The 12271-nt window shown below is 65.9% G+C and carries 10 protein-coding genes; 5 read left to right on the forward strand and 5 right to left on the reverse strand.

The genetic code is table 11. The features are described 5' to 3' along the window. The coding region (locus tag CHU93_RS00745; RefSeq protein WP_165768540.1) for a TonB-dependent receptor at positions 1–1793 on the reverse strand (1793 nt) is incomplete at its 3' end. Between the two features lie 126 nt (positions 1794–1919). On the opposite strand from CHU93_RS00745, the gene CHU93_RS00750 reads away from it, so the two are divergent. Then, positions 1920–3599, forward strand: coding sequence for an amidohydrolase (locus tag CHU93_RS00750; RefSeq protein WP_165768541.1), 1680 nt, complete (start codon positions 1920–1922; stop codon positions 3597–3599). Here the strand turns inward: CHU93_RS00750 and CHU93_RS00755 are convergent. Continuing rightward, on the reverse strand, positions 3596–4603 hold the full coding sequence (locus CHU93_RS00755) for an NADP-dependent oxidoreductase (protein WP_094472313.1): 1008 nt from the start codon (positions 4601–4603) through the stop codon (positions 3596–3598). The two genes, CHU93_RS00750 and CHU93_RS00755, sit on opposite strands and share 4 nt — an antisense overlap. After that, entirely contained in the window at positions 4603–5517 is a 915-nt protein-coding gene (locus tag CHU93_RS00760) for an alpha/beta fold hydrolase (RefSeq protein WP_094472314.1), read from the reverse strand. Before CHU93_RS00760 ends, CHU93_RS00755 begins: the two co-directional genes overlap by 1 nt. 69 nt (positions 5518–5586) lie before the next feature. Here CHU93_RS00760 and CHU93_RS17650 point away from each other — a divergent pair, with 69 nt between their 5' ends. Further along, positions 5587–6279, forward strand: a complete 693-nt coding sequence (locus tag CHU93_RS17650; RefSeq protein WP_094472315.1) for a TetR/AcrR family transcriptional regulator — start codon at positions 5587–5589, stop codon at positions 6277–6279. A 27-nt stretch (positions 6280–6306) separates the two neighbouring features. Then, complete coding sequence (locus CHU93_RS00770) at positions 6307–7677, forward strand: protein adenylyltransferase SelO family protein (protein ID WP_094472316.1); 1371 nt, start codon at positions 6307–6309, stop codon at positions 7675–7677. A gap of 60 nt (positions 7678–7737) precedes the next feature. On the opposite strand, the gene CHU93_RS00775 is transcribed toward CHU93_RS00770, so the two are convergent. After that, a complete protein-coding gene (locus tag CHU93_RS00775) occupies positions 7738–8115 on the reverse strand; it encodes a histidine triad nucleotide-binding protein (protein ID WP_094472320.1) in 378 nt (125 codons plus the stop codon). A gap of 93 nt (positions 8116–8208) precedes the next feature. On the opposite strand from CHU93_RS00775, the gene CHU93_RS00780 reads away from it, so the two are divergent. Beyond that, positions 8209–10164 (forward strand): energy transducer TonB, encoded by a 1956-nt coding sequence (locus tag CHU93_RS00780; protein WP_106408461.1) that lies wholly within the window; start codon positions 8209–8211, stop codon positions 10162–10164. Positions 10165–10439: 275 nt separating this feature from the next. Continuing rightward, positions 10440–11696, forward strand: a complete 1257-nt coding sequence (gene rho / locus CHU93_RS00785) for a transcription termination factor Rho (protein WP_094472318.1) — start codon at positions 10440–10442, stop codon at positions 11694–11696. Positions 11697–11977: 281 nt separating this feature from the next. Here the strand turns inward: rho and CHU93_RS00790 are convergent. Next, positions 11978–12271: hypothetical protein (locus CHU93_RS00790; protein ID WP_207759170.1), on the reverse strand; the 294-nt coding region annotated here is incomplete at its 5' end.

Below are 12271 nucleotides of genomic sequence, written 5' to 3' on the forward strand. Positions count from 1 at the left end.
CAACCCGAAATCACCCGGCCGGTGAATAATCCGGGATAGGCCTCGCCGCGGCTCAGCTGCTGGTTGGACCAGTTGATCAGGAAGGCCGCCGCCGAAAAATTGAACACGCCAAGACGGCCCTTGGCGCCCAGTTCATAACTCCAGGCGCTTTCTTCGCGGAACACGTCAAAGCCCTGCGCGCGGAAGAAATCATTGTCGGCCTGGATGGCATCGTTGGGCAGGGCGTTGAACCCGCCCGGCTTGTTGCCCTTGGCGGCGGTGGCAAACAGGTTGAGATCGGGATTGACCTGATAACCGATGGTGAGGCGCGGCAGGAAGGCCTTGTACTCCACCTGGCGCAGGCCGGTCGGCACCGGCGCCGGCTGGCCTTCGGTGCCCAGCGTGCGGCTGGAATCGAAGATGGTTTCCCACTGATAACGGGCTTCGGCACTCACCGTCAGCGCATCGGTGATGTCGGCTTCCACCATGCCGAAGATGGAATAGTTGCTCACCGCTTCGGCGCTGTCGAACGGGCGCATCGTGCGGTTGGTGTTGGTGAACTGGAAGCCGCCGTCATTGTCTTGCCGGAAGTGATAGCCGCCGAACAGGCCGCGCACCTTCCAGTCCTGCGGGGTGCTGATGCGCACCTCCTGGCTCCAGTCGCTGTTGCGGGCCTGGTCCACGGCAAAGGCCGGGTTGCTGCTGGGCAGCAGCGTATTGTCCTGGCCGGTTGTGGACACATTGCGGTTGAAGGCGGTGAGCGAGGTGAGCCGCCAGCCGCCGAACAGCGTCCAGTTCAGTTCCAGCGAACTGCGCCAGAATTCGCGTTCCAGCCCGTCAAAGCCGGCGGCCCGGATTTCATCGATATTATAGGCATAGGATGAAGGCACCTGGACTTCGCCACAGAAGAACCCGCGCCGCGCCGTGTTGGTGCGCGGGAAGGGCACGGTGGCCACGATCGGCGGGGCAAAGCAGTTGTTCTTGGCCGATCCCTGGAAGCCATAGACATAGCCGCCGTCATCATCCTCGCTGTAACCAACGCGCAGCACGGCTTCGAAATTGGGCCCCGGCTCGAACAGGATCGTGCTGCCGATGTTGATGCTGCGCTGCTGGCCCAGTTCGCGCTTGCCGTTGTCGGCGTCCACCCAGTCGCCGCCGAACTCATAATAGCGGGCGTTCACTTCCATCTTCAGCACATCCGGCGCGAGCGCACCCGAGACATAGCCCGACACTTCGAAATTGCCATATTCGCCCGCCGTCATCCGCACCCGGCCGGCCAGTTCGTTGCGCGGCTTGCGGGTGACGAAGTTGATCGCGCCGGCAAAGGTCTGGCGGCCGAACAGGGCGCTCTGCGGCCCCTTGATCACCTCGACCCGTTCCAGATTGTCGAGCTGGTAGCTGTTGATGTTGTCGGACACGAAGATGCCATCAACGAAGAAGGCGGCATTGGGTGCGCCCACCACGCTGGACATGCCGCGCACCGAAGGCCGCACCCCGGCCCCGCCGCCACCGCCGATGCGGCCAAAGCCCTGACGGAAGGAAAAGCCCAGCGTCTGGAAGGCCAGATCGGAAATATTGTCGAGATTGGCCTTGGCGATCTGTTCCTGGTTCACCACCGCGATGGTCAGCGGCACATCCTGCAGCTTTTCCTCGCGCTTGCGGGCGGTGACGATGATCTCGCCATCCTCCGCCGTGTCGGCTGCCGCCGTGGCGGGCGGCGCCGCTGCCTGCGCCAACGCCGGCGCAGACACGCCGGCAAGCAGGGTGAAAGACAGGGCAATTCGGGCTGTGCGGGTGCCGTTCTGTTGCGGCAATACACCCACCATATGCAACTTGTCCGGACAAATCAATATTTGTCCGGACAACCATCCTGCACCCGCTGTGGCCTCGCTTGGCAGCGGCGTGCGGCTCTGCCACGCTGCCGGCAAAAGGGGGCTGATATGCTGAAGACAATCCTGGCGGCGTCCGTGCTGGCCATGCCGGCCCTGGCGGCTGACACCGTGATCCTCAACGCCCGCATCCACACGATGGATGCGAAAGACCGCATCGCCGAGGGCCTGTGCATCGAAAACGGCCGCATCACCCGCGTGGGCAGCACGGCGCAGGCGCGGGCCTGCATCACCCCCGGCACACGGGTGATCGATGCACAGGGCCGGCTGGTGCTGCCCGGCCTGATCGACAGCCACATGCACGCGCTGTCGGGCAGCCTCGCTGATACCGGAATCGATTTCGCCGCGGCCGACACGCCGGAAAAGCTCGCCGCCGCCCTGCAGGCGCTGAAGGCCGCCAGCCCCGGCACCGGCCCCATCCAGGCGCGCGGCTGGCAAAACCATCTCTTTGGCCCGAAAGGCCCGACGGCGGCCGAACTGGATGCGGCGTTCGGGGATCGCATCGTGCTGATCGAATCGGTTGATGGCCATTCCACCTGGTATTCCACCGCCGCGCTGAAGGCCGGCGGCATCACCGCCGCCACCCAGGATCCGGTGCCGGGCAGCAGCTTCTGGGAACGTGATGCGGCCGGCAACCCCACCGGCACCGCGCGCGAAGGCGCCGATGCCGACATGGCGCGCCGGCTGTTTGCCCCCACCACCGCCGCCTATGCCGCCGCCTTCCGCCGCTGGCTGCCGCGTGCGCTGGAATCCGGGCTCACCGGCCTGTTCGATGCCGGCATGGGCGCGCCGGACGAGGCGTCGGCCTATCAGCTGCTCGCCGGCATGGAGGCGGCGGGCGAGCTGCCGCTGCGCTATTTCTCCTCCACCGCCAACCGGAGCGAGGCCGATGACCCGGTCGCCCGCCTGTTGCAGCTGAAGGCGCGCCATGGCGGCAGGCTGTTGCGCCCCACCGCCGTCAAGCTGTTTGCCGATGGCGTGCCCGAAGGCCACACCGCCTATCTGCTCGCTGCTTACAAGGACAAGGCCAGTTTCAAGGGCGTCCCGATGATGACCGACGCGCATCTTGATGCCCGCATCACCGCCGCCGAAAAGGCCGGGGTGCCCGTGCATGTCCACGCCATTGGCGGCGCGGCGGTGCGCCAGGTGCTCGATGCCGTCGCCCGCGCCCGTTTTGCCGGCCTCACCGGCCAGCGCCATGCCATTGCCCACATGGATCTGGTCGATGCAGCCGATGTGCCGCGCTTCGCCAAGCTGAACGTGGTGGCGCAAACCAGCATCCAGTGGGCCACCCGCGATCCCAGCTATGACAATATCGGCCGCTTCGTCGGCACCGATGTGATGGAGGCGGCCTACCCGTTCAAAAGCCTGCTCGCCAGCGGCGCCGTGCAGAGCTTTGGCACCGATTGGCCGGCCGCCGCCTATCTCTCGACCTGGAAACCGCTCACCCAGATCGAAGTCGCCGTCACCCGCCGCCTGCCCGGCCGGCGCGACCTGCCGGCCCGCAATCCGCAACAGGCGCTGACCGTGGCCCAGGCCGTGCGCGCCCTCACCTTCGGCAGCGCGTATCAGCTGGGGGTGGAACGCGAGCTTGGCAGCCTCGAGGTCGGCAAGCGCGCCGATCTCGTGATGCTGGATCGCGATATCTTCACCGTCGACCCCTTCACCATTGCCGCCGGCCGCAGCCTGCTGACGATGGTGGATGGCCGGGTGGTGTGGCAGGCGCCTTAAGGCGCGCTCACCTCGATCAGCAGCTTGCCGAAATTGCCGCCGCTATACAGCTCCTTCACCGTCTCCAGGGCATTTTCCAGGCCCGGCCTGATGTCCTGCCGCGTCTTCAGCTGGCCGCCCATCATCCAGCCGGCCAGCGCCGCGCCGCTTTCGCCGAAGCGCGGGGCGAAATCGGTCACGATGAAACCGCGCACCGTCAGCCGGCGCATCAGCATCATCGTCCAGAAGCCCGGCGGCTCGGTGGGCGTCACGTCGTTGTAACTGGAAATCAGCCCGCACAGCGGCACCCGGCCAAAGATGCGCATCCGCTTCAGCACCTCCACCATGATGCTGCCGCCCACCTGTTCGAAATTGATGTCCACACCCTCGGGCGCCAGCCGGTCGAGCGCAGCGCCGACATCCTCGGCCTTGTAGTCGATGGCGGCATCGAACCCCAGCTCGTTCACCACATAATCGCATTTGGCGCGGCCCCCGGCGATGCCGATCACCTTGCAGCCCTTGATCTTGCCGATCTGGCCAACAATCTGCCCCACCCCGCCGGCCGCGGCACTCACCACCAAAGTCTCGCCGGCCTTGGGCTGGCCAATGTCCATCAGGCCAAAATAGGCGGTGGGCCCCACCAGCGCCAACGTGCCATAGGTGGCCGCCAGCGGCACGCCTGGCAGCTGCGGCAGCGGGCTCATGAAGCTGCCGTCCGACACGATATGATCGGCCCATTCGCCCAGGCCCGCCATGATCTGGCCTTCGGACACCCCGGCCTTGCGGCTGGCAATCACCCGCCCGCACACCCCGGCCCGCATCGGCGCCCCCAGCGCCACGGGCGGCATATATTGCTCCATGTCGCTCATCCAGATCCGGTTGGTCGGGTCCAGGCTCAGGTAAATCACCTGCAGCAGGAACTGCCCCTCGGCCAGTTCGGGCAGCGCCTCGGTCACCAGCTCCAGATCGCCCGGCGCGATATCGCCCACCGGCCGGCGCACCAGCTTCCAATATGTGCGGTTCATCATCCCTCTCCCTGTTCCACCTTGTGCAGAAACTCGGCCAGCGCCGCGACTGCCACCGGTTCGGCCAGCGTGGGGGCATGGCCCACCCCCGGCACCGTCACCATCTGCAGCCCCGGCAGGCGCCGGCCCATCTGGGTCTGTGTCGCGGCCGAAAGCACGTCAGACAGGGCGGCGCGCACGCTCAGCACCGGCAGCCCGCGCAGCTGGTCAAAGGCCGCCCAGTCATCCGCCCCGGCATCGCCGTGCGGCAGGCGGAACGGCTCGGCAATGCGCGGATCATAATCAAACACGATGCGCCCCTGCGGGCTGATCCGGCACAGCCGCTTGGCAAAGGCCAGCCAGTCGTGCAGCCCCCAATCGGGATAGATGCCGGCATTGCGCACCGCCAGATCGCGCGCCGCGTGTACCCAGGTCAGCCAGTTGCCGCCCCGGCCCACATTGGCGCGCAGCCGATTGAGGCCCGCCACCTCGAGTTCCGGGCCGATATCGTTCAGCACCACGCCGGCCATCCGCGCCCGGTGCGCCGTCGTCATCCGCAGCGCCAGCAGCCCGCCCAGCGATGATCCGATCACCACAAACCGGTCCACCCCCGCCGCGTCCAGCACCAGCGACAGATCGCGCAGATAGGTGAGCGGCACATAGGACAGCGAATCGCGCGCAAAGCCCGATTCGCCCCGCCCGCGCAGATCGGGCGCGATGATCCGCCAATCGCGGCCCAGGCTGTCGCCCAGATGGGCAAAATCGCTGCCATTGCGGGTCAGGCCAGCCAGGCACAGCAACACAGGCCGTTGATCATCCACGCCCGGCGCATGATGCTCCCGCCAGCACAGGCGCACATTGTCGCCCGAAAACACATAGCCGCGCTGCCAGCCGGGGGCCGGCGCAAGGCGGGTGGAGGCGGCGGCAAGCGGCATGTTTTGACTCTGACTCAGGTTGCTTGCTATAGGAATCCCATCCCGGGGGGATAGGGAAGAACAAGCACCGTGGCAACGCGCGCCGTCGATTCACGTTCCGTCTCAACTGCACAGGGTCGCAGCAGCCCGCGTGGCCGCCCGGCCGCCGATGTGCGCGCCCGCCGCTATGATCCGGCCGAAACCAAGGCGCGCGTGCTCGCCGCTGCCCATATGCTGTTCTCGCGCAACGGCTTTGCCGCCACCGGCACCGCCGATATCGCCCGCGAAGCCGATGTCTCCGAAGGCTCGATCTTCTATCATTTCGGCTCGAAAAAGGCCCTGCTCGAGGAATTGGGCCGCCGCCACGGCGAAGCCATGATCGCCGCCATGGAAGAGGGCTATGCCCTCGAGGATCTGGAACCCGGCATCACCGTCCCGCGCGTGCTGCGCTTCGTGCGCGAAAACATGATCTGGGAAGGGCCGGAACCCGATTGCAACGAATGCGGGCCCAAGGCCGCCATGGCCGCCAGCGCCGATGCCGAACCCTTCTATCACGCCGCCAAGGAAGTCACGACCGACTGGATCAAGCGCCACATGCAGGCCGCCTTTGCCAAGCGCGGCGTCACCGGTGTGGAAATCGACATCGCCGCCAGCTTCACCCACCATATTGTTGGCGATGCCATTGATCGCTGGCTGTGCGCCGCCACCCCCGAAGAGACGGACCGCATCGAGCGCGAAACCGTGCGCTTCATCCGCGCCGCCTCGGGATATGTGGTGGAATAATCCGCCCGCCCCGGCCATGATGGGGCCATGAATTTTGCCCCCGAAACCACCATCGTCAGCCTCGGCCCGAATTTCTTCGATCCCGTTGCCGCCGCCGATTTCCCGCAGACCATCCTCCGCTTCCGCAATGATCGCGCCGCCGCGCAAATCGGCCTTGCCGGCCTGACCGACGATCAGTGGCTGCAGCATTTCGGCCGTTTCGCGCCGCTGCCCGGCAGCCTGCCGCAACCGCTCGCCCTGCGCTATCACGGCCACCAGTTCCGCACCTACAACCCCGATCTCGGCGATGGCCGCGGCTTCCTGTTCGCGCAATGTCGGGATGATCGCGGCCGCCTGATGGACCTCGGCACCAAGGGCAGCGGCACCACCCCGTACAGCCGCGCCGGCGATGGCCGCCTCACCCTGAAGGGCGCGGTGCGCGAAATCCTCGCCACCGAAATGCTCGAAGCGCTCGGCGTCGCCACCTCTCGCACCTTCAGTGTCATCGAAACCGGTGAGAATCTGGTCCGCAGCGACGAACCTTCGCCCACCCGCTCGGCCGTGCTGGTGCGATTGAACCACAGCCATGCCCGCTATGGCAGTTTCCAGCGTCAGGCCTTCCACCAGAACCGCGACGCGCTCACCCGGCTGGTCGATTATTGCCTCACCCACCTCGCGCCTGGGGCGAGCGGCCCCACCCCGGTCGCCGCCCTGGTCGATCACGCCGTCAAGGGCGCCGCCCGCATGGCGGCCCAGTTCATGGCCGCCGGCTTCGTCCACGGCGTGCTGAACACCGACAATATCAACATCACCGGCGAAAGCTTCGATTATGGCCCCTGGCGCTTCGCCCCGGCCTGGGATGCCGGCTTCACCGCCGCCTATTTCGATCATTATGGCCTCTACGCCTTTGGCCGCCAGGCCGAAGCGCTGCAGTGGAACCTGTTCCAGCTAGGCAGCGCCCTGCGCCTGATTGCCGAGGTGGACGAGCTGAAAGGCCCGCTCGAAACCTACCCCCAACGCTACCGCGCCGCCCTGTCCGATGCCATGCTCGGCCGGCTCGGCGTCAAGCGGCTGGGCCCGGCCGAAGACGAGGCGCTGGTCGAAGCCATCCAGAAGGCGCTGGTTGGCACGCAAATGGACCCGGACCGCTTCTTCTTTGATTGGCGCGGCGGCGTGCGGCGCGGTCCATCCCCGGCCGACCATCATTACAGTCACGACGCCTTCACCGATTTCCTGGCGCTGATCCCCGATTTCGCGATGGGGCCGCCGTCACACCCCTATTGGTCCGACGACGCCCCCTGCACCATGCTGATCGACGAGGTGGAGGCGCTGTGGGCCCCAATTGCCGAGCGTGACGACTGGACCCCGCTCCACACCAAGATCACCGCCATCCGCCGCATGGGGGAGGCGCATCAATAAACCCTCTCCCCTTGGGGGAGAGGGAGGGGCCCGCCGCGAAGCGGTGGGAGGGTGAGGGGATCACCGCGCCAGCATCGGCCCCAACGCCTTGCCGCCAAACACATGCACATGCAGGTGCGGCACCTCCTGGTGGGCATTTACCCCGGCATTGGCGAGCAGGCGATAACCCGGCGCTTCCAGCCCCAGCAGCTTCGCCGTCTCCCCCACCGCCCGCACAAACCCGGCAATCTCCGCCTCGCTGGCCTTGTCCGAAAAATCCGCCCAGCTGCGATACGGCCCCTTGGGGATCACCAGCACATGCACCGGCGCCTGCGGGTTGATGTCGTGAAAGGCCAGCGCATGATCCGTCTCATGCACTCGCCGGCACGGAATCTCGCCGCGCAGGATGCGGGCAAAGATATTGTTCGGATCATAATCCCCAAGCGCATCCACCGGCATCTTGTCTTCTCCTGCCCAGACTTCATCTGTTGCGACATAGTGTGGCCAATTGCAGCTATTGTCAGTTCGGCCGGAATGGGCAAATCTGCATGCATGTTGCTGCACCGCTTTTGCCTCGGCCTGTTCCTGCTTGTCGCAGTGCCCGTCACGGCCGCCACAGTGCAAGAGGATTTCGATGCGGCGCAAGCCCATCTTGATGCCCGGCGCCTTCCCCAGGCCCGCGCCGGCTTTGCCGCCCTGCTGGAACGGCTGGGCGCGTCCAAAGGCCGATCCGCGATGATCGTGCGCAACCGCCTGGGCGAAACCATGATCGCCATGGCCGATGTGGAGGAAGCGCAGCCGCTGCTCGAAGCCGCCGTTGCCGGCCTGCCCGCCGGCATTGCCGCGGTGGCCGACGAACGCGCCACCGCGCTCACCCACCTCGCCCGCGCCCTGGAGGAACAGGGCCGGCTGCGCGAGGCCCATGGGCATTGGCAGACGATCATCGACGAAAAACTTCTGCCGTCGGGCAGCCTGGGCCTGATGCAGGCGCGGATGGGTGCCGCCCGCACCGGCCAGTGGACCCAAGCCGATGCTGCGGCAAGGTTGATCGACGGCCTGCTGGCCGAGCCGGACTCCGCCTGGGGATCGCCGCAGGCCAGCATCAGCGGCCGCGTGAACGTGTTGCGGCTGAAGGGCCAACTGGCCATGCGCCAGGGTCGTCTGGACGATGCCAGGCGTGCTCTTGATGAAGCGGGCCGGCTGGCCGGTGGTGCCAGCAGCTTGCAGGTCAATCTGGATGATGTGCAGCTGCGCGGTGATCTCATCGTGCACGCCTGGCTCAAGAAGGACATGGCCAGCGTGGTCCGGCTCACCGCCCTGTCAGGGGCGTCGATGCTGGATGAAAGCGGTGGCGGGCAGGGCGGGGTGGGCGATCTCCCGCCGTGCACGCCCACCGGCACCCTGGCCCCGGATGCCATGGCAGTGATCGAATTTTCGGTGCGCGATGATGGCAGGGTGGTCAATGTCCGTCCCGTTTATGCCAACCCCGGCAGCGGCCCGGCCGACAGCCACCCTGAAGAGGAGTTCGCCGCCGCCGTGCATGGCTGGAGCTGGCCGGCCGAACAGGCCAAGGCCACCAACCCGCTGTGGCGCGCCGCCGTCCGGGTTGAACTGCGCTGCCAGACCATGCGGCCCGAACTGGTGGTCGCCAGCCTGAACCGCGATGTGGATGCCTGGCTGGCAACCAAGGGGCTGAAGCGCCCGGGGTTCACCGGCACCGACGCGCAAACCCGCCAGCAATTGCTGGCGGCGCTGGCCAGCGTTGATGCCGCCGGCGACATCCAGGCGGTGGCCGCCGTGCCGCTGCTCGCCGAACTGATGGTGAACCGCGCCGTCGGCCCGGCCGAACAGCTTGATCATGCCCGCCGGCTTGCTGCTCTGGCGAAAACGCACGATGCGCCGGTGTTCGTGCGGGAACTGGCGCAGGGCCGGCTCAACCGGTCGGTGGCTGATCGTTTCGCCATGGTTCGCCGGCTGGTCGCCCTGGCCGAACAGCGCGGCGAAATCCGCATGGCCGATTATCTGCGGCTGCAACAGCTCAACAGTCGCAGCGGGCCGGAAGCGGAAAGCCAGCTCGCCGCCATCGCCGCTCGCCATGGCGAGGCCGATCCGTTGCGCCAGCAGGCATTGCTGATGTTGTCGGATCGCGCCTTTGCCCGCGGCGATGAAGCCGTGGCCGCCAGCGCACTGGCCAGCACCGGCCTGTCGCCGCAGCAATGCGCGCTGGCCGATGTGCGCCCTCAGGGCCGCAACACGTTTCTGACCGTCGATGATTTCCCGCGTGAAGCCCGCGCCTGGGGCCTGTCCGCCCTGATGCGGGTGGCGCATGATGTCACCCCGGCCGGCGATATCGCCAATGTGCGGGTGATCAGCGCCCGGCCACCCTTCGCCTTTTCCGAACAGACGGTCAAACGCATGCAAAGCTGGAAATTCAAGCCGGTGCTGCGCGGCACCGAAACCGTGGGATGCATGGGCCGCGTGCAGCCCATCCGCTTCCGGCTGAATTGACGGCAGGCCCGCGCGTCTGCCCCGCAGCCCGACATCTGGGGATGATCCTCTCCACAAGCCGCCGTTTCCAACCCTTGTTCTGCACGGAAAAACTTCCCTTAATCCCGGGGAAATTCGTCAATATTGGCAAGACTGGCGGGCGGTCAGACCGGCCTTGACGGGCGGTGCCCTGCGGATTAGGCACGTCATCAGATCCGGCGCCCGTCCTGGTGTGCCTTCGCTCGACCGAGCCATTTTGTCATTCCCCATCGCGCGCCTGTCGCCAGAGGAACCCCATGCACCTGCAACAACTCAAGAAAACCGCTCCGGCCGATCTCGTCGCCATGGCCGAGGAAATGGGCGTCGAAAACGCCTCCACCCTGCGCAAGCAGGACATCATTTTCGGCATATTGAAGGCCGCCGCCGAAGAGGGCACCGAAGTGATGGGCAGCGGCACCATCGAGGTGATGCCCGATGGCTTTGGCTTCATGCGCTCGGCCGATGCCAGCTATCTGGCCGGCCCCGACGACATCTATGTCAACCCGCAGATCGTCCGCCGTTATGGCCTGCGCACCGGTGACACGGTGGAAGGCGAGATCAGCGCGCCCAAGAATGGCGAACGCTATTTCGGCCTCAACAAGGTGACGGCGATCAACTTCGATGATCCCGAAGCTGTGCGCCACCGGGTGAATTTCGACAATCTCACCCCGCTCTATCCCAACGAGAAGCTGAACCTGGAAAGCGGTGACCCGACGTCGAAGGACAAGACCGGCCGGGTGATCGACATCGTCTCGCCATTGGGCAAGGGCCAACGCTGCCTGATCGTTGCCCCGCCGCGCGTCGGCAAGACGATCATGATGCAGAATATCGCCAAAGCCATCAGCGCCAACCACCCGGAATGTTTCCTGATGGTGCTGCTGATCGACGAGCGGCCCGAAGAAGTGACGGACATGCAGCGCACGGTGAAGGGCGAGGTCATCTCCTCCACCTTCGACGAACCGGCCACGCGCCACGTCCAGGTCGCCGAAATGGTGATCGAAAAGGCCAAGCGCCTCGTCGAGCACAAGCGCGACGTCATCATCCTGCTCGACAACATCACCCGCCTGGGCCGCGCCTACAACACGGTGGTGCCCTCGTCCGGCAAGGTGCTGACCGGCGGTGTGGACGCCAACGCCCTGCAGCGGCCCAAGCGCTTCTTTGGCGCGGCGCGCAACATCGAGGAGGGCGGCAGCCTCACCATCATCTCCACCGCGCTGATCGACACCGGCAGCCGCATGGATGAAGTGATCTTCGAAGAATTCAAGGGCACCGGCAACGCCGAAATCGTGCTGGACCGCAAGATCGCCGACAAGCGCGTCTTCCCGGCCATCGACATCGGCAAGAGCGGCACCCGCAAGGAAGAGCTGCTGGTGGACAAGGAGACGCTGTCCAAGATGTGGGTGCTGCGCCGCATCCTGATGCAGATGGGCGCGACCGACTCGATCGAGTTCCTGATGGACAAGATGAAGGACAGCGCCACGAACGCGGATTTCTTCGCCACCATGAACAAGTAACGAGGCCCGCGCCTAAAGATCCTCCCCCTCTGGGGGAGGTGCCGACCAACGGGAGGCGGAGGGGGCCGGCAGCGGGCAAGTCGGCCCAAGCGAGCCAGCCCGCCCCTTTCATCACGCGTGCCGCGTGCCACCTCCCCCAGAGGGGGAGGATCGTTAGGCCCCGCCCCCACCGGACTCGGCGGCTCCGCCGCCGGCCGCAGCCCTACCAAAACCCGAGAGTGACCAACGCCGCGGAGACGACAGACCAGCTAAATGCAAACAAGACGACAGTGAGGCCGTCGCTATGCTTGGATAGTTTCAGACCAAAAAACAACGCCACCGGAGAGACAAGGAGGCCGGTCTGCAACGTCAAGCCAGCGACGTTTGACTCTGTCGTCCAGATCGAAAATCCCGATACTACGACGAGCATCAACCAAAATGACGCAATCAGCGCGGCTACTGACAGTAGCAGCCAAAGAGAAGTTCTCATCAAGAGAATGGTGTTCGTCGGCATGTTGGCAGCTTACTGAATGCGGCGAATGTCCGCAATGAGGGCGATTGTGTTGAAAAACTCGGCCTTGCAACGGCGCTAAAGT

The sequence above is a fragment of the Sandarakinorhabdus cyanobacteriorum genome (genome assembly GCF_002251755.1).
Lineage (GTDB): Bacteria > Pseudomonadota > Alphaproteobacteria > Sphingomonadales > Sphingomonadaceae > Sandarakinorhabdus > Sandarakinorhabdus cyanobacteriorum.